We start from the raw sequence: 25189 nt of genomic DNA on the forward strand, positions 1-25189 counted from the left end.
CCCTGACGGGGATTTGCAGTCTAAGCAGGTCAGGTTTTGACCAAGGGGACGAAATTTGAACAGCACCGCCGTCTTTCGCGCCGAGGGGATCGGCAAGTCCTATCCCGGCGTCCGCGCCAATGACGACGTGTCCTTCCAGGTCGATGCGGGGCAGATCCATGCGCTGCTGGGCGAAAACGGCGCGGGCAAATCGACGCTGGTCAAGATGATCTATGGCCTCGTGCGCCCGGACCAGGGGCGGATGTCGCTGATGGGCGCGCCCCATACGCCCGCCGATCCGCGTGCCGCGCGTGCGGCGGGCGTAGCGATGGTGTTCCAGCATTTCAGCCTGTTCGACGCCCTGACCGTCGCCGAAAACATCGCCCTGGGGATGGAGAACCCGCCCCCGCGCCGTGAACTCTCGGCGCGCATCACCAAGGTCAGCCATGATTTCGGCCTGCCGCTGAACCCAGCACGGCGCATCGTCACCCTGTCGGCGGGCGAACGCCAGCGGGTCGAGATTATCCGCTGTCTGCTGCAGAACCCGCGCCTGCTGATCATGGACGAACCCACCAGCGTCCTGACCCCGCAAGAGGCCGAGTTGCTGTTCGCCACCCTGCGCAAGCTGGCGGGCCAAGGCACCGCCATCCTTTATATCAGCCACAAGCTGGACGAGATCCGCACCCATTGCGACTGCGCCACCATCCTGCGTCATGGCCGCGTCGTTGACAGTTGTGATCCCCGCGCCCATTCGGCCCGCGAACTGGCCGCGATGATGGTCGGAGGCGAGATGCGCGACATCGACCGCTCGGGTCGTCAGGCGGGCGACGTGCTGCTGACCGTCCGCGACCTGTCGCTGCCCGCCCCCAGTGCCGAAGGGACGGCGCTGAAATCGGTGTCGCTGGACCTGCGCGCCGGTCAGATCCTGGGGATCGGCGGCGTGGCGGGCAACGGCCAGGAGGAATTGCTGGCCGCCCTGACGGGCGAGGTCCGCGCCCGCCCTGGCACCATCACGCTGGAGGGGGCCGACCTGTCGCACCTGCCCCCCGAACAACGCCGCAAGGCCGGGCTGCTGACCGCCCCCGAGGATCGCCTGGGCCATGCCGCCGTCCCCGATTTCAGCCTGACGGAAAACACGCTGCTGACCGCAGGGGCCCGCAAGGGTCTGGTCAGGAACGGAATGGTCGACCACCGCGCCGCGCGCAGCTTTGCCGAAAGCGTCATCTCCGCTTTCGACGTCCGCACCCCCGGCCCCCATGTCGCGGCGCGCGCCCTGTCGGGCGGCAACCTGCAGAAATTCGTGATCGGGCGCGAGGTGCTGCAGGATCCCCGCGTGCTGGTCGTCAACCAGCCCACCTGGGGCGTCGATGCCAGCGCCGCCGCCTTCGTGCGGCAATCGCTGCTGGATCTGGCGCGGCAGGGGGCGGGTGTCATCGTCATTTCTCAGGACCTGGACGAGCTTTTGGAACTTTCCGACCAATTCTGCGCCCTGAACGAAGGCCGCCTTTCCGAACCCCAGCCTACCGAGGGGCTGACGCTGGACCAGATCGGCCTGATGCTGGGCGGCGCGCATGGCATGCAGGAAGCGGCGCTATGATCCGGCTTGTTCCGCGCAGCACCGCATCGACCTTCTGGCAGATCGCGACGCCGGTCATGGCGGTCCTGGCCACGATGATCGCGGGCGGCATCCTGTTCGCCATCATGGGCCATGATCCCGTCACGGCCATCCGCACCATCTTCTGGGACCCGCTGTTCGGGCCGGCGGCCTCCTATTCCCGCCCGCAGCTGCTGGTCAAGGCGGCGCCGCTGATCCTGATCGCCAGCGGTCTGGCGATCGGTTTCCGCGCCGGCATCTGGAACATTGGCGCCGAGGGTCAATACATCATCGGCGGGCTGACCGGGGGCGCCGTCGCCTTGGCGGCCTATCCCGCCGAAGGGGCGTGGATCTTTCCGGCCATGGTCATCGCGGGCGCTGCCGGGGGCTGGGCTTGGGGCATGATCCCCGCCCTGCTGCGCAACTGGTTCGGTGCGTCGGAAATCCTGGTGTCGCTGATGCTGGTCTATGTCGCCCAACGCGTGGCGGCCTGGATGGCCTTCGGGCCGATGAAGAACCCCGAGGGCTTCGGCTTTCCCGGATCGCGCAACCTGCAGCAATATCCCGCCGCCTCGAACCCCGAACTGATCGCGGGCACCGGCGCGCATTGGGGCGTCGTGGCCGCCGCCGTCGCCGTGCTGGTCACCTGGGTGCTGGTCAGCCGTCATATCCGCGGGTTTCACATCCGCGCGGCCGGTTCCGCCCCCCGCGCGGCGCGTTTCGCGGGCGTGAACCCCGCCACGCTGGTCGCCTTCTGCCTGGGCCTGTCGGGCGCATTGGCAGGTATGGCGGGCCTGTTCGAGGTCGCGGGCCCGGCCGGTCAGATCACCGACAAGCTGGGCACCGGATACGGCTTCACCGCTATCATCGTGGCCTTCCTTGGCCGCCTGCACCCCCTGGGCATCCTGCTGGCGGGGCTGCTGCTGGCGCTGACCTATATCGGCGGCGAACTGGCGCAGCTGACCATGCAGCTGCCCGCCGCCACCGTGCAGGTGTTCCAGGGGATGCTGCTGTTCTTCCTGCTGGGCTTCGACGTGCTGACCCGGTTCCGCATCCAGCGAAAGGGTCAATCATGATCGATCCACTTTCGATCTTTCTCCTGCTGCTGTCGGCATCGACGCCGATCCTGTTCGCGGCCCTGGGCGAACTGGTCGCGGAACGCGCGGGCATCCTGAACCTGGGCGTCGAGGGGATGATGATCGCAGGCGCGCTGGCGGGTTTCGCCGCCGCCTATGCGACCGGCAATCCTTTCCTGGGCTTTGCCGTCGCGGCGCTGGCGGGGGCCGCCATATCGTTGCTCTATACCCTGCTGACGCAAGTGTTTTTGGCCAACCAGGTCGCATCGGGCCTGGCGCTGACCCTGTTCGGGCTGGGTCTTGCCGCCATGTTCGGCAAACCCTTCGAGGGCGTGAAGGCACCGCCCATGCCGGACGGCCCCTTCGGCATCAACTGGATCGTCTGGCTGGGCCTGCTGATGGTGCCGGTCATCTGGTGGTTCCTGAACCGCACCCGCCGCGGGCTGATCCTGCGCGCGGTCGGCGAAAACCACGAGGCCGCCCATGCCCTTGGCTATGACGTCCACCTGACGCGCACCGCGGCCATCGCTTTCGGGGGCGCCATGGCGGGCGTCGGCGGCGCCTTCATCAGCATCGCCACCGTCCTGCAATGGACCGAGGGCATGACCGCGGGCGCGGGCTGGATCGCGCTGGCCATCGTGGTCTTTTCCAGCTGGACGGCCTTCGGCGTCCTTGCGGGGGCCTGGCTTTTCGGCGGCGTCACCGTTTTGCAGCTGCGCCTGCAGGCGGCCGAGGTCGATGTACCGGTGCAGCTGTTGTCGATGGCCCCCTATCTTGCCACGATCATCGTTCTTGTGCTGATCTCGGCCCGGCAGACCTACAGCCGCAAGGCTGGCGGCGCGGCCCCCGGATCACTGGGCAACAACTTTCACGCGCTGCGCTGAACGCGGCCGGATACCCTTCCAACAGAGGATACATTCCATGCAACGCAGAACCCTTCTTGCCTCGGCCTCCGCGATCCTGATGGCGCTGGCCGTCCCCGCCATGGCGCAGGACGAACCGCTGAAGGTCGGCTTCATCTATGTCGGTCCCGTGGGCGATGGCGGCTGGACTTATCAGCACGACTTGGCCCGTCAGGCCGTCGAGGCCGAATATGGCGACAAGGTCGAAACCACCTTCATCGAAAGCGTCCCGGAAGGTGCGGATGCCGAACGCGCGCTGACCCAGCTGGCGCTGGCCGGCAACAAGCTGATCTTCGCGACCAGCTTCGGCTTCATGGACCCGGTGATGAACGTCGCCGCCAAGTTCCCGGACGTCAAATTCGAACATGCGACCGGCTACAAGACCGCGCCCAACGTCGCCACCTATGACGCGCGCTTCTATGAAGGCCGCGCCGTCATCGGCACCATCGCGGGCCACATGACCGAGTCGAACAAGATCGGCTATATCGGGTCCTTCCCGATCCCCGAGGTGATCCAGGGCATCAACTCCAGCTTCATCCATGCCAAGAAGGTGAACCCGGATGTCGAGATGAAGGTGGTCTGGGCCTATAGCTGGTTCGACCCGGCGAAAGAGGCCGACGCCGCCGCCGCCCTGCTGGCCGAAGGCGTGGACGTGATCCTGCAGCACACCGATTCGACCGCCCCCCTGGCCAAGGCGCAGGAGGCAGGCGCCATCGGCTTTGGCCAGGCCAGCGACATGGCGGCCTTCAAGCCCAGCCCGCGCGTGGCCTCGATCATCGACGAATGGTCGCCCTATTACATCAAGCGCGTCGGCGCGATGCTGGACGGCACCTGGGAAACCGGCTCCAGCTGGGCCGGGATCGGTGACGGCGAGGTCGTGATCGGCGAGATCACCGACGCCGTCCCCGCCGAAGTCAAGGCCGAGGCCGAGGCCCTGCGCGACAAGATCGGCGCCGGCGAATACCACCCCTTCACCGGCCCGCTGAACAAGGCCGATGGCAGCGAATGGCTGGCCGAGGGCGAAACCGCCCCCGACAGCGACCTGCAGGGCATGAACTTCTTTGTCGAAGGCATCACCGCGCAGATCCCGCAGTGATCCCCAAGCCGTGACGTCACGCCCCGCCCCGTCCGAAAGGGCGGGGCGTTCAAAATTCCGACGGTCTCGGCCGCCGCGATCTTGCAGATCGAGCAAGCCCCTGCGCATGATGCCGGGACCGTGACCGCCGCAGCCCCCTTTATTGTCTGCGCCCCAAGATACAGGCCCAGATGCTATCCCCGAAGCGCCGCGCGCAAGCCAAAGACATCTATCGCCGCCTGCCCGCCGTTGGACCCATCGCAATCGATGCGCTTCAACGCCGCCGCCATCCCGCCCGGCGCGAACCTGCGCATCTGAACGTCATGACCTCGCTTGGCGGGGATGATGCGGATGTGCTGCAGGTGATGCTGCTGTCGCTGTCGCAAAGCCATTCCGGCGACCAGATCGACTTCTGGCTGTTCCACCTGACCCTGTCGCAGGACAAGCTTCGCGACCTTGCCGCCTTCTGCGACCGCTTGCCGAACCTGACGCTGCACGTGATCGCCGTGCAGGAACGCAAGGATTTCGCCCAGCTGAGCCAATTGGGCAGCCGGCCCTTCGGCGCGCGATTCCTGTGGTATATCGCCCATCAATACCTGCCCGAGACGATGAACAGGGTCCTGTATCTGGATCCCCTTGACACGCTGGTGACGGATGACCTGCTGCCCTTCGCGACCCAGCCTCTACTGGGAAATTACGTCGCCGCCTGCCGCGAGGTGCCCATCACCCCGCCGGTCCTGTCAGGCCCCGTCCCCGAGGCCCATGCCAAGGGCATGCCGAATTACCGGCTGCGCCGCATCTGTGCAGGCATCTTCAACAGCGGAACGATGGTCATCGACCTGCAGCGCCTGCGCAAGGACGGCGTCGGACTTCAGCCCTATCTTCGGACGGCGGCCTGGGCGCAGGAAAAGGGTCTCGAATTCGGGGATCAGGGGCTGTACTCGATGACGCATGGCAGCAATTATCTGCGCGCCCATGACCGATACAACTATCGCTTCCACGATTTTCCGCGGGATTTCACCCCCGCGGTGGTCCATTTCGCAGGAAGGATCGCCAAGCCCTTCCACCTGCGCCTGACCGCCGAACAGGAAGGGCAGATCCGCGACCATCTGACCGCCACGGGCGACCGGGCGCTGCGGATCAACCCGTTCCAGACCATCAAGGCCGAAGACATGGTCTATTACCGCCAGTGGTGGGAGGTCTGCGCCCAGACACCGGTCTTCGACCGCATCGCCCCCATCGCCGCCGAATACACGGATCATGTCCTGAAAGGGCCGCGCCTGCCCCTGTTCTGACGCGTCTCAGCCCATGCGTTCGCTGGCATAGCTGCCCGGAGAGGCCGGGAAGACCACCGTCTTTGCAGCGTTCAGGAACACGCGACCGTGGATATGGGCGTGGACCGCGCGGGCCAGCACCTGCGCCTCGACGTCGCGGCCCAGCGACACGTAATCGCCAGCCGATTGGGCATGGGTCACGCGCACCGTATCCTGTTCGATGATCGGGCCTTCATCCAGATCGGCGGTGACGTAATGGCTGGTCGCGCCGATCAGCTTGACGCCCCGTTCATAGGCCTGCTTGTAAGGGTTCGCGCCCTTGAAGCTGGGCAGGAACGAATGGTGGATGTTGATGATCCGCCCCGACATCTGCTGGCACATCCGGTCCGACAGCACCTGCATGTAGCGTGCCAGAACCACCAGCTCGGTTCCAGTCTGGTCGATGATCTCCATCTGCCGGGCCTCGGCCTCGGCCTTGTTTTCGGGCGTCACGCGGATCATGTGGAAGGGGATGTCGTGGTTCACGACGACCTTCTGGTATTCGTGGTGGTTCGAGATGACGCCCACGATGTCGATCGGCAGCGCGCCGATGCGCCAGCGATACAGCAGGTCGTTCAGGCAATGCCCGAAGCGGCTGACCATGATCAGCACCTTCTTCTTGACGGCGTCGTCACTGATGGCGACCTCCATCTTCAGGCGTTCGGCCACGGGGGCGATATCGGCGCGCAGGCTCTCCAGCGTGGCCTCGCCTTCGGACCGGAAACTGACGCGCATGAAGAAGCGTCCCGTCTCGACATCGTCGAATTGCGCGCTGTCGGTGATGTTGCATTGCGCATCCGCCAGAAAGCCCGAAATCGCCGCGACGATTCCGCGGGTCGAGGCGCAGGTCACGCGCAAGGTATAGCTTTTCATCTGACGTTCGTCCCCTTGATTGCCGTGGCGCGGAATGTCACATCCCGCGCCCCTGCATTTCGAACGATTGCCGGGGAATGACAATCATGTTTGCGACCGCTGACATGCAGGCCGCGACATCGCCATCGGTGGGGGCATCACGCGGCGGGCAGACGGGCCTCGACCATGCCGGCATACCAGCTGGAACCGGCGGGGATCGCCTCGTCATTGAAGTTGTAGGCGGGGTGGTGGACCATCGCCGTGTCGCCGTTGCCGACCCAGATATAGGCGCCGGGACGTTCGTTCAGCATATAGCTGAAATCCTCGCCGCCCATCATCGGCTGCATGTCCATGTCGACGTCGCCACTGATCTGGCGGGCGATGTCGGCGGCCCATTCGGTCGCCTGTTCGTTGTTCATGGTGACGGGATAGCCGCGCTGGTAATCGACCTCGGCCACGGCGCCCATGGCTGCGGCCATGTTGGTGGCGACGCGCTTGATGCCTTCCTCCAGCTGGTCGCGGACCTCGGGGGCCAGGCTGCGGGCGGTGCCCTTCAGCCGGACGACCTGCGGGATGACGTTGTAGGCGGTCGAATCCGTGCTGACCACGCAGACCGAGATGACGGCGTTCTTCAGCGGATCGACATTCCGCGCCACGACCGATTGCAGCGCCACGACGATCTGGGCGGCGGTTAGGGTGGTGTCGATGCATTCGTGGGGCTTGGCGGCATGTCCGCCCTTGCCCGTGACGGTGATGTCGAACTGATCGGCCGCCGCCATCATCGCGCCGGGCCGGATCGAGAACTGGCCCACCGGCATGCCGGGCATGTTGTGCATGCCATAGAATTCGTCGATGCCCCAGCGATCGACCAGACCGTCCTGGATCATCGCCTCGGCCCCTGCCCCGCCTTCCTCGGCGGGCTGGAAGATGACCACGGCGGTGCCGTCGAAATTGCGGGTCTCGGCCAGATATTTCGCCGCGCCCAGCAGCATGGCGGTATGCCCGTCATGGCCGCAGGCATGCATCTTGCCGGGGGTCTTGCTGGCATATTCGACGCCGGTCTGTTCGTTGATCGGCAGCGCGTCCATGTCGGCGCGCAGACCCACGGTGCGGCCTTTGGTGTCGGTGCGACCCTTGATGACCCCCACGACGCCGGTGCGGCCGATGCCCTCGGTCACCTCGTCGCAGCCGAACTCGCGCAGCAGTTCGGCGACCTTGCCGGCGGTGCGATGCACTTCGTACAGCAGTTCGGGGTTTTCGTGGAAATCGCGGCGCCAGGCGGTGATCTCGGGCAGCAGTTCGGCAAAGCGGTTCTTGACGGGCATGTTGTTCTCCTTCGGCGTCAGGTTGGCGCGTTCCTGCAGGTCGTGCAAGTCCGGTTCAGCCATGCGTGACGGGATCGACCAGCACCCGGTGCCCCGGCGCAACCTCGCGATAGACCGACGGCTGGGGCGTGTAATCGACCGGGTGGATCGGCGAGGGGATCGGGCGGAAGTTCAGATCCTCGGAGATCTTCTTCTGCCGCGGATCGGCCACCGGCACGGCCGACATCAGCTGGCGGGTATAGCTGTGCTGGGGGTTTTCAAACACCTGCGCGCGGGTGCCCATTTCGACGATCCGGCCCAGATACATCACGCCGACATGGTGGCTGACGCGTTCCACGACGGCCATGTCATGGCTGATGAACAGCATGGAAATGCCCATGTCCTGCTGCAACTCCATCAGCAGGTTCAGCACCTGCGCCTGGACCGACACGTCCAGCGCCGACACGGCCTCATCGGCGATGATCAGCTTGGGGTTCAGGGCCAAGGCGCGGGCGATGGCGATGCGCTGGCGCTGACCGCCCGACATCTCGTGTGGATAGCGGCGCATGAAATGGCGGGGCAGTTCGACCCGGTCGAACAGGGCCGCGATGCGGTCCTCGCGCTCGCTTCGGCTGCCGATGCCATAGTTCTGCATCGGTTCGGCCACTTGGTCGTACAGCTTCATATGCGGGTCCAGGCTGGCGAAGGGGTCCTGAAAGATCATCTGCATGTCGCGCCGCGCCTTGCGCAGCGCCCGCTGTGACAGCGCCAGGATGTCGGTCCCGTGCAGATCGACCTGCCCCGATTGCGGTTCCACCAGCCGCAGGATCGACCGCCCGCAGGTGGATTTTCCGCAACCCGATTCCCCCACCAGCGACAGCGTCTCGCCGCCGTTGATGGTAAAGCTGACATCCTCGACCGCGTGGACATTGGCCAGCGTTCGCCGCAGCACGCCGCCCTTGACGGCAAAACGCGTGGTCAGGTTCTGAACCGTCAGCAACGGCTTGGGATCGGCGACGATGATCGGCTCGGGGGTGCCATGGGTGCCGTCACGCATCAGGCGCAGGCGTTCGGGGGCGGGCTTGCCGGTCATCTCGCCCAGGCGGGGCACGGCGGCCAGCAGCATCTTGGTGTAATCTTCGCGCGGGTTTTCAAAAATCTGTTCGACCGGCCCTTCCTCGACCTTGTCGCCGCGATACATGACCACGACACGATCTGCCATCTGCGCGACCACGGCCATGTCATGGGTGATGAAAAGAACGGCAATCTGCTTTTCCCGCTTCAGACGGTCGATCAGCGCCAGGATTTCGGCCTGGATGGTGACGTCCAGCGCGGTCGTGGGTTCGTCGCAGATCAGCAGGCGCGGTTCGCAGGCCATGGCGATAGCGATGACGATTCGCTGCCGCATCCCGCCCGAGAGTTCATGCGGATACTGGTCCAGCCGGCGCTCGGGCTCTGGCATGCGGACCTGGCGCAGGATCTCGAGCGCGCGGGCCCGGGCCTGCGTGCGGTTCATGCCGCGATGGGCCATCAGGCCCTCGGCCAGTTGATCTCCCACGGTGAAGACCGGGTTCAGCGCGGTCATCGGTTCCTGGAAGATCATGCCAATGCGGTTGCCGCGGATGTCGCGCATGGCCGGGCTGCCCTGCGTCGCCAGGTCCACCACCTGCCCGTCGCCTTTATCGAACATCAGCCGCCCGCCCGCGATGGTGCCGCCGCCGAATTCCACCAGCCGCATCAGCGACAGCGAGCTGACCGATTTGCCCGACCCGGATTCGCCCACCACGCAGACGCATTCGCCCGGCTTGATGTCAAAGCTGACATCCTTGACGCCCACCACCACGCCGTCATTCGTTTCGAACTCGACACGAAGTTTTTCGATTGAAACGAGCGGTTTGTCGTCAAGCATGCTGTCCCCCGGCAAATGTCCAAGCCCGAAGGCTAGTCGCTGCCCTGCAAAAGTCAAAGCGCAAAGGCGGCGGCCGCGTCTGCGCGATGGGACTTGCTTTCGGATTGGGCTTTGACGGATGATGACCTCATTCCGCAGGGACGGCGACATCACGAACATGCCCAACAAGACCGGGACAACCGAACCAAGAAACGGCCCTCAGAATGGCCGACGATGCGCAGACGCCCCGCGGGTTCATTCCCAACAGGAGAGCCTGATGAAACTGAGAACCGTTCTGATGGGCGCCGTCGCGTCGCTGACGATGGCCCCCGCCGCATTCGCCGAACGCGGCAGCGACGGTCAGCTTGGCCTGATCATGTGGCAGGCGCCCACGACCATGCACCCCTATCTGTCCGGCGGCACCAAGGAGGTCATCGCCAGCAGCCTGACGCTGGAACCGCTGGCCGGCTATGACGCCAAGGGCACCATCTATCCGCGCCTGGCCGCCGAACTGCCCAGTCTGGAGAATGGCGGCATCGCCGAGGACATGACCTCGGTCACCTGGAAGCTGCGCGACGACATCAAGTGGTCGGACGGCACGCCCTTCACCGCCGATGACGTCGTCTTCACCGCCAATTACTGCATGGACCCCGATGGCGGCTGTTCGCAGCTGGCCAAGTTCGAAGGCATCAAGACCATCGAGGCCGTCGATCCCCATACCGTCAAGATCACCTTCAACGCGCCGCGCCCGGACCCGTTCTCGGCCTTCGTGGGGGCGCAGTCGCCGATCCTGCAGAAGGCCCAGTTCGAAAACTGCACCGGCGCCAATGCGCCCACCTGCACGGAACAGAACTTCAACCCCGTCGGCACCGGCCCCTTCCGGGTGACCGAGTTCCTGACGAACGACACCATCTCGCTGGAAGCGAACCCCGAATATCGCGACCCCGACAAACCGGCCTTCGCGACCGTGCTGGTCAAGGGTGGCGGCGATGCGGCGGGTGCCGCGCGTTCGGTCCTGGAAACGGGTGAGTTCGACTATGCCTGGAACACCCAGCTGGCCCCCGACGTCATCGCCGGGATGGAGGCGGCGGGCCGCGGCAAGGTCACGGCCGCCTTCGGCAGCCTTGTCGAACGCCTGCACGTCAACCTGACCGACCCATCGCCGAACCTGCCCGCCGAAACGCGGTCGACGCTGGAACATCCCCACCCCTTCCTGTCGGACCCGGCGGTGCGCAAGGCCCTATCCATGGCCATCGACCGCGAGCTGCTGGTCGAAATCGGCTATGGTCCCGCGGGCAAGGCCACCTGCAACTATGTCCCCGCCCCTGCGGCATGGGCGTCCGAAAACACCGAATGCCTGACCCAGGACATCGAGGGCGCCAATGCCCTGTTGGATGAAGCGGGCTGGGTCAAGGGCGGCGACGGCATCCGTGAAAAGGACGGCGTGCGCCTGTCGATGCTCTACCAGACCTCGGTCAACGCGGTGCGCCAGGACTTCCAGGCGCTGATCAAGCAGTGGTGGTCGGAAATCGGCGTCGAGACCGAGCTGAAGACCATCGATGCCTCGGTCTTCTTCGGATCGGATGCGGGCTCGCCCGACACGCTGCAAAAGTTCTATGCCGATATCGAGATGTATGCCGACAACTTCGACGGCAACAACCCGGCACCCTATCTGTCCAAGCACACCTGCAACAAGGCACCCAGCCCCGCCAACCAGTGGCAGGGTGAGAACACCAGCCGCTTCTGCGATCCCGAATACGATCGCATGGTGTCGGAACTGGAAGGCATCGTCGATGCCGACGAACGCGCCGCCATGGGCCGCAAGATGAACGAGATGCTGACCAAGGATACCAACGCCATCATCCCGCTGGTCTATCGCGGCACCGCCTCGGCCCATTCCAACACGCTGGAGGGCGTTCAGCTGAACGCATGGGACAGCGAGATCTGGAACGTCGCGGACTGGTCGCGCGCGGCCGAGTGACACCAGCGGCCGCCCCTGACCGGGGGCGGCCCCTCTGGCGCAGGGCGGGGCAGGTCCCCGCCCGCAACCCTTCGACCGAGGCACCATGCTCAATTTCACCATACGCCGGCTGCTGCTGGCGATCCCGACATTGCTGTTCATCTCGCTGGTGATCTTCCTGCTGCTGGAAGCATCCCCCGGCGATCCGCTTGGCGATGTCCCCCTGACCGTCCCCCCCGAGGTGCGCGACCGCATGCGCGCCGCCCTGGGCCTGGGCGAACCCTGGCCCATCCGCTATGTCCTGTGGCTGAAGCAGTTCTTCTGGGTCGAGCCGCTTTACTGGTTCGACCAGGCTTTCGGCACCGGCTTCAGCGACGGCATGCAGCGCATCATCAGCTTCCAGTCGCGCAGCCCCGTCTTCGACGTGATCGCGCAGCGCGTGCCGCAGACGCTGACGGTGGTCGGCATGTCCTATGTGGTGGGCATCCTGATCGCGATCCCCATCGGCATCCTGTCGGCCTACAAGCAATACAGCTGGTTCGACCAGATCGGCACCTTCGTGTCGATGATCGGCTTTTCGATGCCGACCTTCTTTACCGGCGTGGTGCTGATCATCATTTTCGGCGTGAACCTGCAATGGTTCCCTTCGGTCTATGACACCACCCTTCAGGTGCGGGACTGGGACAGCTTCATGGCGCAGGTCCGCCAGATGGTCATGCCCGTCACGGTGCTGGCCCTGTACAACGCCGCACAGATCAGCCGCTTCATGCGGTCCTCAATGCTGGACAACCTGGGCCAGGATTACGTCCGCACCGCCCGCGCCAAGGGTCTGTCGGAACGCGTCGTCGTGCTGAAACACGTGTTGCGGAACAGCCTGATCCCCGTCGTCACCGTCATCGCGCTTGGCCTGCCGGCCGTCTTCGGCGGCGCCATCATCACCGAGCAGGTCTTCAAGGTAAACGGGCTGGGCCAGCTGCTGATCACCGCCATCCACGGCAACGACATTCCGATGGTGCTGACCCTGACCTTCATCTTCGCGATCCTGATCGTCGTCTTCACCCTGATCGCAGACATCCTCTATGGGGTGCTGGACCCAAGGATCCGATATGACTGACCCTGCCGACAAGACCACCACCCTGACCGCCGGCAACGCGGCAACCCCCGCCGCCGCATCGCCCCCCGTCGCCCCTTCCCCCAACCGCAGCCAATGGGGCGATGTCTGGCGCCAGTTCCGCAGCCATCGTGGCGCGATGGTGGCGCTGGTGCTGTTCGTGGGGATCATCCTGTTCGTGTCGGTGGGGCCGCTGATCTGGCGGATGGACCCGACCTTTGTGGACATCCGTGCGCGCAACCAAGGCTTTTCGCTGGCCCATCCGCTTGGCACCGACCAGCTGGGCCGCGACATGCTGGCGCGCCTGATGGCCGGGGGACAGGTGTCCATCGCGGTCGGGTTGACCGCCATGGCCATCGCCATCTTCATCGGCAGCCTGATCGGCGTGTCGGCGGGCTATTTCCGCCGGTTGGACGGCCCGCTGATGCGCGTGACCGAGCTGTTCCTGGCGCTGCCCTTGTTGCCGCTGTTGCTGCTGATGGTGACCCTGTTCCGCGAACCGCTGTCCCAGACCTTCGGCGCGGCCTTCGGGATCTTCCTTCTGATCGTCTCGGCCATCGGGGCAACCAGTTGGATGCAGGCCGCCCGCATCGTCCGGGGCGAGGTTCTGGGTTTGAAAGAGCGTGAATTCATCCTGGCCGCCCGCTCGATCGGCACGCCCAGCCATCGGATGATCCTGCGCCACATCCTGCCGAACGTCATGTCGCCGATCATGGTGGCGGCAACCCTGGGGATCGCCACGGCGATCATCACGGAATCGGCCCTCAGCTTTCTGGGACTGGGCTTCCCGCCCGATTTCCCGACCTGGGGCCGGCTGCTCTATGATGCGGTGGACCAGATGGTGCTGTATCCGTCGCGGGTGATCTTTCCCGGTGTCCTGATCTCGCTGACGGTGCTGTGCGTCAACTACATCGGTGACGGCTTGCGCGACGCGATGGACCCGCGCATCCGCGGACGGTGATGCGAAAGGGGGGGCCGCGCGGCCCCCCTTATTCGTCAATAGGCCGCGCTGCCACTGCCCGCAGGCAGCGCGCCATAAGGCAGCCAGATCGTCTTTTGCCGCACGGCATGGTTCAGGAAATCCTGCCCCTGCGCGTCATTGCCCGTCCAGTCGCGATGCGGGACGGGCCAGACGGGTTTCAGGTTGCCGCTGGCGGCCTGATCGACGGCCTCGTGCCCTTCGGGGGTGCCGCAATACCAAAGGGCCGCGACCTCATCATGCAGGGCCAGATGCGTGGCCAGCGCGTCGCGCGCGCCCGTCACGATGTTCACCACCCCGGCTGGCACATCCGAGGTATCCAGCACCTGATACAGATCCGCCACCGCCAGCGGATCGTTCTGCGCGGGGATCGCCACGACGCTGTTGCCCATCGCGATGGCGGGCAGGACCAGCGACAGGAAACCTGCCAGCGGGTTCCGGTTCGGACAGGCGATGCCGATGACGCCCATGGGTTCGGGGATGACATTCACCAGATGGCCCGGCTTGGCCTGCACATTGCGCCCGTCGAACTTGTCGGCCCAGGCGGCATAGTGGAAGGCGCGCGCGATGGCGGCCTCGACCTCGCGCTTGTTGGTGCGGGCGTCGAATTCATCGGCGCGGGCGGCCAGGTTCTCGGCCAGGAAATAAAGAACCTGGGCGCGGGCACGTCCGCCCATCGCAGCCCATTTCCCGGCCTTCGAGGCAGCCTCGACCGCATTGCGGATGTCCTTGCGGCCGCCAAGCGGCGCCAGCCCGCCCGGCACGGCATAGCTTGCCCCGCCATCGGGACGCTTCTGCGCGCCGCCGATATACATCTTGGCGGTGCGGTCGATGCCCTGCGGCTTGGCCGCATCGCCGTCGGTCATGGCATCCAGGGGCTTCAGCTTGCCCTCGCCGCCATTCTTGGGGCCGGGGGCGGTCAGGTAATCCAGCATTCCCGCGTGGCCGCCCTCGCGCCCATATCCGCTTTCGCGATAGCCACCGAAAGGCGCGGCCGCGTCGAACATGTTGGCGCAGTTGATCCAGATGACGCCCGCCTTGATACGCGCGGCCATGTCGGTGGCAACCGTCGCGCTTTCCGACCAGACCGAACCGGCCAGACCATAGCGGGTGTTGTTGGCCAGCTCGATCGCCTCATCGGCGGTGCGGAAGGTCGAGAGCGTGGCGATGGGGCCAAAGATTTCGTCCTGCATGCCGGGATTGGCGGGCGCGATGTTCTTCAGATAGCCCGGCGCGATGAAACAGCCCTCCTGCGGCTGACCGCCGACCAGATCGGCCCCGGCATCGGACGCGGCCTTGCAGATCGACAGGATGCGGTCCTTTTGCACCGGATCGACGATGGCGCCGATATCGGTGGATTTGTCCAAGGGCGCGCCGACGCGCAGGCGGTCCATGCGGGCGCGCATCAGGGTCTCGAACCGTTCGGCCACGGATTCCGCCACCAGAATGCGCGAACCCGCGCAGCAGACCTGGCCCTGGTTGAACCAGATGCTGTCCACGACACCTTCGACGGCGGCGTCCAGATCGGCATCCTCCATCACGATGAAGGGCGACTTGCCGCCCAGTTCCAGCGTCAGCCTGCGCCCGGTTCCCGCCAAGGCCCGCGCGATGCCGCGCCCGACCTCGGTCGATCCGGTGAAGGCAATCTTGTCCACATCCGCCGCGACCAGCGCCGCGCCCGTGTCGCCGTCACCGGTCACGATGTTCACGACACCTGCGGGCAGGCCGACCTCCTGACAGATTTCGGCAAAGGCCAGCGCGGTCAGGGGGGTGTATTCGGCGGGCTTCAGCACCACAGTATTACCGGCGGCCAGCGCGGGCGCGACCTTCCACGCCAGCATCAGCAGCGGGAAGTTCCACGGGATGATCTGGCCGCAGACGCCCAGGGGCCCGTGGTCCGGGAACTCCGTGTCGCGCAGCTCGGCCCAGCCTGCGTGGTGATAGAAGTGGCGTGCGACCAAGGGGATGTCCCCGTCGCGCGCCTCGCGGATGGGCTTGCCGTTGTCCAGCGTCTCCAGCACCGACAGAAAGCGTTCGCGTTTCTGAATATGGCGCGCGATGGCATAGAGAAACCGCGCCCGTTCCGTACCCGAGAGGTTGGCCCAGGACTTCTGCGCCTTGCGGGCCGCCTTGACGGCCGCGGCGATGTCATCGGCGGTCCCTTGGCTCACGCGGGCCAGCACGTCGCCGGTCGAGGGGTCGCGGGTGTCGAAGACCTGACCCGGTGTCGTGAAGCTGCCGTTGATGAAATGGCCGAAGGTCCCGCGCCGGGCCAGCCAGTCGCGGGCGGCCGAGGCATCCTCGGACGAGGGGCCATATTCCATGGATTGCATGATGTCGTTCACAAGGCTCATCCCGTTTCCTTACGCAAGTGCCAGGCGATGGGCGGCGGCATAGCGGCCCGTCACGTGATGACTGATCTGTCGTTCGATATCGCCCAGAAGGCTGCTGGCGCCGATCCGGAACAGATCGGGCGTCAGCCATTCGCGGCCCAGCTCCTCGGCCATCAGGATCTGCCAGCTGATCGCGTCCTTGGCGGTGCGCAGGCCGCCCGCAGGCTTGAAGCCCACCTTGTGGCCGGTGCGCATGCCGTGATCGCGGATGGTGCGGCACATGACCAGGCTGACTGGCAGGGTCGCGTTCACGCCCTCTTTCCCGGTCGAGGTCTTGATCCAGTCCGCTCCCGCCTGCATCGCGACATGGCTGGCACGGGCGACGTTTTCCAGCGATTTCAGATCGCCGGTGGCCAGGATCGCCTTCATGCGGGCCGCGCCGCAGGCCTCGCGCATGGCGCGCAATTCGTCGTAAAGCGCCGCCCAGTTGCCCTGCAGCACATGGGCGCGGGTGATGACGATGTCGATCTCATCCGCGCCTTGGTCCAAGGCATAGCGGATCTCGGCCAGGCGCAGGTCCAGCGGCATCAGGCCGGCGGGAAAGCCCGTCGCGACGCTGGCCACCGGAATGCCGGAATTGCCCAGGGCGCGCTTGGCGGGGCCGACCATGGTCGGATAGACGCAGACCGCGCCGGTGGTCAGGCCGGTGACACCCATGGCGTCCAGCAGTTCGGGCGCGATGGGCTGGCGCGCCTTGGCACACAGGCGCGCCACGCGGTCGGGCGTGTCGTCGCCAGCCAGCGTCGTCAGGTCGATGCAGCGCACCGCGTTCAGCAGCCAGGCCGCCTGGTGATCCTGCTTCAGGCTGCGCCGCGTGGGCAGCGTCGCCGCGCGCCGTTCGACGGCGGGGGTGTTGATGCGCAGGTCCGCGAACCAGTCGGTCCGCAGGTCGATGCCGGGGTTCTGGGTCATCACTTGGCCTTTCGGTTCAGCCGGTCACGCATCGGCGTCAGCCCGCGTTCCTGAAATTGTGCCCACATCCGCCAGATCAGCGCCAGCAGCACCAGCATGACCGCGCAGATCACCATGGCGGGCCAGTTCGTGGGGCGTTCGTCGGGGCCCGCGACGGTGTTGATGGAGATGGCGTTGGGATAGGTCGACATCCACGGGATGCGCCAGCCATAACCCGTCACGCTGACCCAGATCGGATCGCTGGCCGAGGATTTCAGGTTCGTCGCCTCGGCGTGCAGGTTCGAGCTGTCGTATTTGAAATAGGGCGGCCAGACCCAGCCGGTGTCTTCGTTGCGATAGACGAAGACGCTGCCGCCGGCACGCACCGTGTCGATGAAGCGCACGTCGCGCTGACCGGATGCGTTTTCCACCGTGCCGGTGCTGTCCGCGGCCCAGAAGATCGTGGCCGAGGGTGGGATCGATGTCAGCCGGTTATAGGTGTTGCTGATCCTGACCGTGTTCTTGGACGGCAGGGTGTAATCCAGCAGCGCAAAGGCCATGATGCCGAACAGAACGCCGATGGCGACGCGAAGGTAATACATGTGACGGCAGCTCCTAGTGCCAGTTGACTAGATAGACGATGACCAGGATGGCCAGCGTCGGCAGCACGAAGACCAGCAGCGTCAGACGCGCCCTCAGGCTCTTTTCAAAGCCCGTCATCGCCTTGGCAATGAAGGCGCGCCGGGCCGCGCTGTCGCCGGGCCGGTCGGGATGACGCCCGTCCCAACGGTGTTCCAGACGTTCGACCTGCTGGGACCGGACATAGATACGCAGCAGCACATAGAAAAGCAGTTGGACCGCCAAGACGAACAGCCACAGCCGGATCAATGCCACCTTGCCCCTGTCCTTCCCTTGGGTCGCGTCGTCCAGCGTAACACGCGGGCGCAAGCGGGGACCAGATGTCGCGTCACGTCAGGCAACCCATGCGCGGGGGGCCGCGTTGGCACTCCAGCCACAACCACCATGGGAATGTCCAAGATGACCCTGCCCGTCCCAGACGATCTGACCCGACAGCTTGACCGCCTGGCCGCCCGGCACCTGCGCGGCCGCAGCCTGCTGATGCGCGGGGTCGAGGCCGTGGGCCGCCTGACCGAAGGGGCCGCGACGACCGTGCTGGGCATGTCGCCCGTCGCGCTGGAGAAGGTCTTGGAAAGTGCCTTCCAGCAGCTTTACGACCTGTCAGGACGGACCGACCAGATCGGCGTCGTCCGCCACGCACCGCTGATCGCCAATCGCGCGGCGGCGGTGGTGTCGGGTGCGACGGGCGGTTGGTTCGGCTTTGCGGGGCTGGTGCCCGATCTGGTCGCATCGACCACGGTGATCTTCAATTCGATCCAGAAGGTCGCGCGCCAGCATGGGTTCGACACCAGCGATCCGCAGGTGCGGCTGGAATGCCTGGCGGTGTTCCAATACGGCGAACCCGGCAAGGATGGCGACGCGGTCGCGCAATCTTTCTTGGCCAACCGCGTGCTGACGAACGGCCAGACGGTTTCGGCGCTGATCAGCCGCTTTGCAGGGACCTTCGCATCGCGTGTGACGGCCAAGCTGGGCGCGCAGACCGTTCCCGTCCTGGGGGCAGCCACGGGTGCCGCCATCAACTATGCCTTCGTCGAACATTACGAAACGGTGGCCGGCATTCATTTCGGCCTGCTGCGCCTGGCCGCCGATCATCCCGATCAGGATATCGACGCGCTTTACGCCGCGGCGCTGGAACGGGCGAGCCACACGCCCCGGATCGGCCGCCGCCGCAGCGCCTAGAAAGGCACGTCGTCGCCGCCACCCGCGGGTTGGACATAAGCGGCCTTGATGTTCTTGAAGCCCGCGGCGAACTGGATTGTCAGCGTGTCCTCGGCCACGCCCATCACCTGGCCTTCGCCGAACTTGGCATGGCTGACCTTGTCACCCACCGCAAAGCGACTGGCGGGGGCGGCGTCGATGGTGACGGGGGTGCGATGGACCGGCGCGCGACGTTCGGCGGCTTTCGCCTGCATCCGCTTCCAGCCGGGCGAGTTATAGACATCGGCCTTGGCCGCCCGGTCATGCATCTGTGCGCTGCCGGCCGATGCCATCGCCGCACCATAGCCGCCGCCGTAAAGACCCGGAGGGGTCAGAACCTCGACGTGCTCCTCGGGCAGTTCGTCAACAAAGCGAGACGGCAGAGAGCTTTGCCACTGGCCGTAAAGCCGCCGGTTGCCCGCAAAGCTGATCGTGGCCAGCCGTTCGGCGCGGGTGATGCCGACATAGGCCAGACGCCGCTCCTCCTCCAAACCCTTGGTGCCCTGTTCGTCCATGGCGCGCTGGTTGGGGAAAAGCCCGTCTTCCCACCCCGGCAGGAAGACCACCGGGAACTCCAACCCCTTGGCACCGTGCAGCGTCATGATGCTGACCTGTTCGGTCTGCTGGCCGTCATCACGGTCCATGACCAGCGCCACATGTTCCAGGAAACCCTGGAGGTTCTCGAACTCCTCCAAAGCTTTGACCAGTTCCTTGAGGTTTTCCAGACGACCCGGCGCGTCTGGCGACTTGTCGTTCTGCCACATGGCGGTATAGCCGGATTCGTCCAGGATGCGTTCAGCCAGTTCGATATGGTTCGTGCCATTCAGCACCTCCATGTGCGAGCGTCCGATCAGCGCCACGAAGTCGCGCAGGTTGGCCAGCCCCTTGCCGCCGACATGCTTTTCCTCAACCACGATGCGCGCGCCCTCCAGCAGGTTCACGCCGTTCTGCCGCGCGGCCAGCTGGATGGTCTGCAACGCCTTGTCGCCCAGGCCGCGCTTGGGGGTGTTCACCACGCGCTCGAAGGCCAGGTCGTCGTCCGGGCTGGTGACCAGCCGGAAATAGGCCATGGCGTCGCGAATTTCCTGCCTTTCATAGAAACGCGGGCCGCCGATGACGCGATAGGGCAGACCGATGGTCATGAAGCGGTCCTCGAACGCCCGCATCTGGTGGGATGCCCGCACCAGGATCGCGATATCGTCCAGCGACACGCGCCCAAGGGCCGCGCGGTGGCCGCCCTGAAATGCCTCGATCTCCTCGCCGATCCAGCGGGCCTCGGCCTCGCTGTCCCAATGGCCGATCAGGCGCACCGGTTCGCCCGGTTCGGCATCGGTCCACAAGGTCTTGCCCAGACGCCCGCTGTTCGCCGCGATCAGCCCCGAAGCCGCCCCCAGAATCTGCGGGGTCGAGCGATAGTTCTGTTCCAGCCGGATCACCTCGGCGCCCGGAAAATCCTTTTCGAAGCGCAGGATGTTGCCCACTTCGGCCCCGCGCCAGCCATAGATCGACTGGTCGTCATCGCCCACGCAGCAGATGTTGCGATGCGATTGGGCCAGCAGGCGCAGCCACATGTACTGGGCGACGTTGGTATCCTGATATTCGTCCACCAGCACATAGCGGAACCGGTCCTGCCATTGCCGCAGCACGTCGGGATGGGCCTGAAACAGCGTCACGCAATGCATCAGCAGATCGCCGAAATCGACCGCGTTCAGCGTCAGCAGGCGATCTTGGTATTGGGCATAGAGCTTGCCGCCCTTGCCGTCAAAGGCCGCACCCTCGCCCTTGGGCAGGTTAGCGGGGGTCAGGCAGCGGTTCTTCCAGCTGTCGATCAAATGCGCCAGCTGCCTTGCGGGCCAGCGCTTTTCGTCGATGTTCTCGGCGCGGATCAGCTGCTTCAGCAGACGAATCTGGTCGTCGGTGTCCAGAATGGTAAAGCTGGGCTTCAGATGCAGCCCGTCGCGTCCGATCAACTCGGCATGGCGGCGCAGGATCTTGACGCTGATGCTGTGGAAGGTTCCCAGCCAGGGCATCCCCTCGACCGTCTCACCCAGCAGCTTGGCGATGCGTTCCTTCATCTCGCGCGCGGCCTTGTTGGTGAAGGTCACGGCCAGCAGCTGACCGGGCCGCGCCTTGCCCTGCATTAGCAGATGCGCGATGCGCGTCGTCAGGGCGCGCGTCTTGCCGGTCCCTGCCCCGGCCAGCATCAGGACCGGCCCGTCCAGCGCCTCAACCGCGGCGCGCTGCGCGGCATTCAGCCCTTCCAGATAGGGCATCGGGCGCGCGGCCATCGCACGGCGCGACAGCGGCACGGGGGTCTTTCCTTCGGAATCGTCGATCACATCCATACCTTCAGCATAGGCGCAGAGCCGTCGCATGAAAAGCCCGCGTTCTTATTTCGTTCTGGATCGCCCTCAGGCCTTCAGCGCCGCGAACGTCGTCGGATCCAGCGATTCCTGCGCGAATGTCGCCCCGCTTGTCAGCAGGCTGACCGCATCATGGGAATGCAGCGATTCCTGGTGGCTGGCGATGACGCGAAAATCCCCGATGCGCGGATCGGCCAGCAATTGCGCGGCAAAGGCGCGCACCGCATCCTCGACGAAGATCGGGTTGGCGGCGTTCAGTTCCGCAAAGGCCTGTTCATCCTCGCGCTTGACCATGACCTGCGTTTCGGTGGGCACCGCGCGGCGGCAGAGGTCGATGACATCCTCGAACCAGATCTTCTCGGCCCCCTCCATCACCAGCGATATCCGCGCGACCGAGCGCTGCGAATGCGGCGTCGCCAGGCGCCCGCGGGTTTCGCGCGCATGCTCGGACAGTTCCAGCGAACAGGGGCAGGTCGAGGAATAGACGTAATCGACATGCATCACCCGCAGGCGCTGGCCCTTGTGTTCGATCACCTCCAGCGCGATGTCGTAATACTGCCAGCCCGACAGGCCTGAACGCAGCGAATCCACCCGCATCGGATAGGAAAATCGCATCTGGATGCGCGCATCCAGCGCGTCCAGGTGGGATTTGTAATCCTCCAGCGCGGCTTCCAGCACCGACAGGCTGAACAGATGTTCGGAATGGCCATAGAAGGACCGCATGATGCGGCTCATGTTGATGCCCTTGCGGTCGGCCTCCAGGCTGACGGTGCCGGTCACGCTGGTCTCCAGAACGATCTCTCCGCCATTCACCCCGTCGTCGCGGGTCTGATAGCGGATCGGCAGCCGGAAGTTCGAGATCCCGACATGCTGGATGGGCGCGCGGGCCCCGATGATCAGGCTGGCAGGACCGTTCTGCAGGTCGGGCAGATCGGCCTTGTAGGCCTCGTCGACCTTGAAATCGGCATCATAGGTCCGCTTCAGCGCGGGATAGGCGGGGGTCAGGGGGCGGGCTTGGGTCATCATGGCCTCCGGGGGCAGCGTCCGGGCCCATATAAGCAACCCTGCGGGAAATGTCAGTGCAAAGCGCATCCCGGCATCATCATGGCCGGGATGCGCAGCAGGGTGTCAGCTCAAAGCGTTCAGCAGGTCGCGGGTCAGATCGCCCGCATCCTCCAGGCCGATGGACAGGCGGATCAGGCCGGGCGTGATGCCCAGATGCGCCTTGTCGGCATCCGACAGACGCTGGTGGGTCGTCGTCGCGGGATGGACCGCGATGGATTTCGCATCGCCCAGGTTGTTCGAGATCTTGATGATCTCCAGCCGGTCCAGGACCGCAAAGGCCGCCTCCTTGTCGCCTGCGACCTCTAGCGCGATCATCGTTCCGCCTGATCCGATCTGGCGCATGGCCAGGTCATGCTGGGGATGGTCGGCCAGCCCCGGATAGATCACCCGCGACAGCGCCGGATGGCCATGCAGGGCCGCAGCGATCGAGGCCGCCGCATCCGCCTGCGCGCGCACCCGCAGATCCATGGTTTGCAACCCGTTCAGCATGATCCACGCGTGGAAGGGGCTGATCGCGCCGCCGGTATGCTTCAGATAGGGTTCGGCCACTTCGCGCACGAATTGGCGCGTGCCGCAGATGACGCCGGCCAAGGCGCGCCCGCCGCCGTCGATATGCTTGGTCGCGGAATAGACGATGACATCCGCGCCCAGTTCGGCGGCCCGCGAAAAGACCGGCGTGGCAAAGACGTTGTCCACGACGACGGTCGCGCCGACGGCATGGGCCATATCGGCCACGGCCTTCAGGTCAATCACCTCCAGCGTGGGGTTCGACACGCTTTCGAAGAAGACCGCATGGGTGTCGGGGCGGATGGCCGCGCGCCACTGGTCCAGATCGGTGCCGTCGACGAAACTCACCTCGACCCCGAATTTAACCAGCAGGTCCAGCACGTAAAGGCAGGACCCGAACAGCGCGCGGGCGGCCACCACATGATCGCCGGGCTTGCACATGGCAAACATCGCGCCGTTGACGGCCGCCATGCCGCTGGCGGTGGCAAAGGCATCCTCGGTCCCTTCCAGCGACGCGATGCGATCCTCGAACATGCGGCTGGTGGGGTTGCCATAGCGGGCATAGATGAATTCGTCCGGCCCCGTCCCCTGGAAGCGGCATTCTGCCTGGGCGGCGTTGTCATAGACGAAGCCCTGGGTCAGGAAGATCGCCTCGGCCATCTCGCCGTACTGGCTGCGGCGGGTGCCGTGATGGACGGCACGGGTGCGGGGGCTGAGGTCCTTGTCGGACTTGGCGGTCATAAGTTCTGCCTTTCGATGACGGCTGCGGGCTTTACAGGTAATCGCCGCGCTGCAATCCGTATTTTGCCATTTTCTCGTTCAGGGTCCGACGCGGCAGGCACAGTTCGTCCATGACGCTGGCGATGCTGCCCTTGTGGCGGCGCATGGTGTTGTCGATCAGCATCTTCTCGAAGCTTTCGACATATTCCTTCAGCGGCTTGCCCTCGGTCGTGGTGGCCTGCTGGTTATCCTCGCCATCCGCCATCAGCAAGGAGGCGATCGACCCCGATCCGCGACGGTTCTGCAACACGGCGCGTTCGGCCACATTGATCAGCTGGCGGATGTTGCCAGGCCAAGGCGCCTGCAGCAGCTGGGCGGCCTCCTGTGCGCTGACCTGCGGGGGTTCGCAGCCGTATTCTTCGCTGAACTGCTCGGTCATGCGAGTGAACAGCGCCAGGATATCCTCGCCGCGCGCGCGCAACGGCGGCAGGGTGATCTTCAGCGCCGAGAGGCGATAGAACAGGTCGGGACGCAGCGAATCCTCGGCCTTGCGGCCCTCTCCGCGGGCGTTGCTGATGGCGATGATGCGGGTTTCGGCGGGCGTTCCCTGCTCGCTGATGAAGGCCAGCAGACGCGCCTGCAGCGGTTCGGACAGCGCCTCGATATCTTCCAGACACAGGGTGCCGCCACGGGCTTCCTCGACCGCAGGCAGGCCTTCCTCCATGGGGCCGAACAGGCGCGTGGCCAAGGCCTCGTCGTTGAAGGCCGCACAGCTGACCGGCACGAATTTCTTGGACGCGCGCGGACCGACCGCGTGCAGCGCATGGGCCACCAGCGTCTTGCCGGTGCCGGTTTCCCCGTCGATCAGAACGTGACCGTCAGCTTGCCCCAAGTCCAAAATATCCTCGCGTAGGCGTTCCATCACCGGGCTGGCGCCAATCAGCTTGGACATGACCTGCTGGCCCTCGGACAGGTCGCGGCGCAAGGCGCGGTTGTCCAAGGTCATCCGCCGCGCCTGCGTGGCCTTTTTCGCCAGCGCCGTCATGCGGTCGGGGTTGAAGGGCTTTTCCATGAAGTCCATCGCGCCAAGGCGCATCGCCTCGACCGCCATGGGCACGTCGCCATGGCCGGTGATCATGATGACCGGCAGGTTGCTGTCCAGCCCCATCAGCCGCTTCAGAAAGGCCATCCCGTCCATGCCGGGCATGCGGATATCGGTCACGACGACGCCGGGCCAATCGGTCCCGATGACCTTCAGCGCATCTTCGGCGCTGGCGAATGTCTCGGTCTCGAAGCCGGACAGGACCAGCCACTGGCTGATGGATTCCCGCATGTCGGGTTCGTCATCCACGATCGCGATCTTCAACTTCCGGGACATTCT

General features: G+C 65.4%; 20 protein-coding genes. 9 read left to right on the top strand and 11 right to left on the bottom strand.

Translation table 11 applies throughout. From position 1 onward, the window contains the following. Nucleotides 1-55: 55 nt before the first annotated feature. The 5 genes from DKT70_RS13675 (at nt 56) to DKT70_RS13695 (ending at nt 5921) form a co-directional block, all read left to right on the top strand. The gene (locus DKT70_RS13675; RefSeq protein WP_233490588.1) at nt 56-1576 is read left to right on the top strand and encodes an ABC transporter ATP-binding protein; all 1521 of its coding nucleotides are present in this window, start codon (nt 56-58) and stop codon (nt 1574-1576) included. Continuing rightward, nucleotides 1573-2649, top strand: a complete 1077-nt coding sequence (locus tag DKT70_RS13680; RefSeq protein WP_111559670.1) for an ABC transporter permease — start codon at nt 1573-1575, stop codon at nt 2647-2649. The genes DKT70_RS13675 and DKT70_RS13680 overlap by 4 nt, the downstream gene beginning before the upstream one ends. Further along, complete coding sequence (locus tag DKT70_RS13685; RefSeq protein ID WP_111559671.1) at nt 2646-3533, top strand: ABC transporter permease; 888 nt, start codon at nt 2646-2648, stop codon at nt 3531-3533. Before DKT70_RS13680 ends, DKT70_RS13685 begins: the two co-directional genes overlap by 4 nt. Nucleotides 3534-3570: 37 nt before the next feature. Further along, a complete protein-coding gene (locus DKT70_RS13690; RefSeq protein WP_111559672.1) occupies nt 3571-4647 on the top strand; it encodes a BMP family ABC transporter substrate-binding protein in 1077 nt (358 codons plus the stop codon). Nucleotides 4648-4817: 170 nt separating this feature from the next. Continuing rightward, complete coding sequence (locus tag DKT70_RS13695; protein ID WP_111559673.1) at nt 4818-5921, top strand: glycosyltransferase family 8 protein; 1104 nt, start codon at nt 4818-4820, stop codon at nt 5919-5921. Nucleotides 5922-5927: 6 nt separating this feature from the next. Here the strand turns inward: DKT70_RS13695 and purU are convergent, their stop codons facing one another. The 3 genes from purU to DKT70_RS13710 form a co-directional block, all read right to left on the bottom strand. Next, the gene (gene purU / locus DKT70_RS13700; protein WP_111559674.1) at nt 5928-6812 is read right to left on the bottom strand and encodes a formyltetrahydrofolate deformylase; all 885 of its coding nucleotides are present in this window, start codon (nt 6810-6812) and stop codon (nt 5928-5930) included. A gap of 137 nt (nt 6813-6949) precedes the next feature. Next, complete coding sequence (locus tag DKT70_RS13705) at nt 6950-8116, bottom strand: M20 aminoacylase family protein (protein ID WP_111559694.1); 1167 nt, start codon at nt 8114-8116, stop codon at nt 6950-6952. 55 nt (nt 8117-8171) lie between these two features. Beyond that, a complete protein-coding gene (locus tag DKT70_RS13710; RefSeq protein WP_111559675.1) occupies nt 8172-10004 on the bottom strand; it encodes an ABC transporter ATP-binding protein in 1833 nt (610 codons plus the stop codon). A gap of 256 nt (nt 10005-10260) precedes the next feature. Here DKT70_RS13710 and DKT70_RS13715 point away from each other — a divergent pair, with 256 nt between their 5' ends. The 3 genes from DKT70_RS13715 to DKT70_RS13725 all read left to right on the top strand — a co-directional run bounded on the left by DKT70_RS13715 (nt 10261) and on the right by DKT70_RS13725 (nt 14015). Continuing rightward, nucleotides 10261-11964 (top strand): peptide ABC transporter substrate-binding protein, encoded by a 1704-nt coding sequence (locus DKT70_RS13715; RefSeq protein WP_111559676.1) that lies wholly within the window; start codon nt 10261-10263, stop codon nt 11962-11964. 85 nt (nt 11965-12049) lie between these two features. Next, nucleotides 12050-13057 (top strand): ABC transporter permease, encoded by a 1008-nt coding sequence (locus DKT70_RS13720; RefSeq protein ID WP_111559677.1) that lies wholly within the window; start codon nt 12050-12052, stop codon nt 13055-13057. Then, entirely contained in the window at nt 13050-14015 is a 966-nt protein-coding gene (locus DKT70_RS13725; protein WP_083554495.1) for an ABC transporter permease, read from the top strand. Before DKT70_RS13720 ends, DKT70_RS13725 begins: the two co-directional genes overlap by 8 nt. A gap of 35 nt (nt 14016-14050) precedes the next feature. On the opposite strand, the gene DKT70_RS13730 is transcribed toward DKT70_RS13725, so the two are convergent. The 4 genes from DKT70_RS13730 to DKT70_RS13745 are packed head-to-tail and all read right to left on the bottom strand — an operon-like array spanning nt 14051 to nt 18265. Continuing rightward, nucleotides 14051-16387 carry an aldehyde dehydrogenase family protein gene (locus tag DKT70_RS13730; protein WP_111559678.1) on the bottom strand — a complete coding sequence of 779 codons (2337 nt, stop codon included), beginning with the start codon at nt 16385-16387 and terminating at the stop codon, nt 14051-14053. 9 nt (nt 16388-16396) lie between these two features. Further along, nucleotides 16397-17338 carry a deoxyribose-phosphate aldolase gene (deoC, locus tag DKT70_RS13735; protein WP_199559603.1) on the bottom strand — a complete coding sequence of 314 codons (942 nt, stop codon included), beginning with the start codon at nt 17336-17338 and terminating at the stop codon, nt 16397-16399. Further along, complete coding sequence (locus DKT70_RS13740) at nt 17338-17919, bottom strand: DUF1523 family protein (protein ID WP_111559680.1); 582 nt, start codon at nt 17917-17919, stop codon at nt 17338-17340. The genes deoC and DKT70_RS13740 overlap by 1 nt, the downstream gene beginning before the upstream one ends. Before the next feature lie 13 nt (nt 17920-17932). After that, complete coding sequence (locus DKT70_RS13745; protein WP_233490589.1) at nt 17933-18265, bottom strand: hypothetical protein; 333 nt, start codon at nt 18263-18265, stop codon at nt 17933-17935. 90 nt (nt 18266-18355) lie between these two features. On the opposite strand from DKT70_RS13745, the gene DKT70_RS13750 reads away from it, so the two are divergent. Further along, nucleotides 18356-19135 (top strand): EcsC family protein, encoded by a 780-nt coding sequence (locus DKT70_RS13750; RefSeq protein ID WP_233490590.1) that lies wholly within the window; start codon nt 18356-18358, stop codon nt 19133-19135. Here DKT70_RS13750 and DKT70_RS13755 read toward each other — a convergent pair. The 4 genes from DKT70_RS13755 to DKT70_RS13770 all read right to left on the bottom strand — a co-directional run bounded on the left by DKT70_RS13755 (nt 19132) and on the right by DKT70_RS13770 (nt 25186). Beyond that, nucleotides 19132-21498, bottom strand: coding sequence for an ATP-dependent helicase (locus DKT70_RS13755; protein ID WP_111559683.1), 2367 nt, complete (start codon nt 21496-21498; stop codon nt 19132-19134). The genes DKT70_RS13750 and DKT70_RS13755 overlap by 4 nt on opposite strands. 66 nt (nt 21499-21564) lie before the next feature. Next, entirely contained in the window at nt 21565-22608 is a 1044-nt protein-coding gene (gene folE2, locus DKT70_RS13760) for a GTP cyclohydrolase FolE2 (RefSeq protein ID WP_407672215.1), read from the bottom strand. A 36-nt stretch (nt 22609-22644) separates the two neighbouring features. Continuing rightward, a complete protein-coding gene (gene metZ / locus DKT70_RS13765; RefSeq protein WP_111559684.1) occupies nt 22645-23829 on the bottom strand; it encodes an O-succinylhomoserine sulfhydrylase in 1185 nt (394 codons plus the stop codon). Between the two features lie 31 nt (nt 23830-23860). Then, complete coding sequence (locus DKT70_RS13770; RefSeq protein ID WP_111559685.1) at nt 23861-25186, bottom strand: sigma-54-dependent transcriptional regulator; 1326 nt, start codon at nt 25184-25186, stop codon at nt 23861-23863. Between the last annotated feature and the right edge of the window lie 3 nt (nt 25187-25189).

It is taken from the genome of Paracoccus sediminilitoris, assembly GCF_003259195.1.
In the GTDB taxonomy this organism is placed as follows: domain Bacteria; phylum Pseudomonadota; class Alphaproteobacteria; order Rhodobacterales; family Rhodobacteraceae; genus Paracoccus; species Paracoccus sediminilitoris.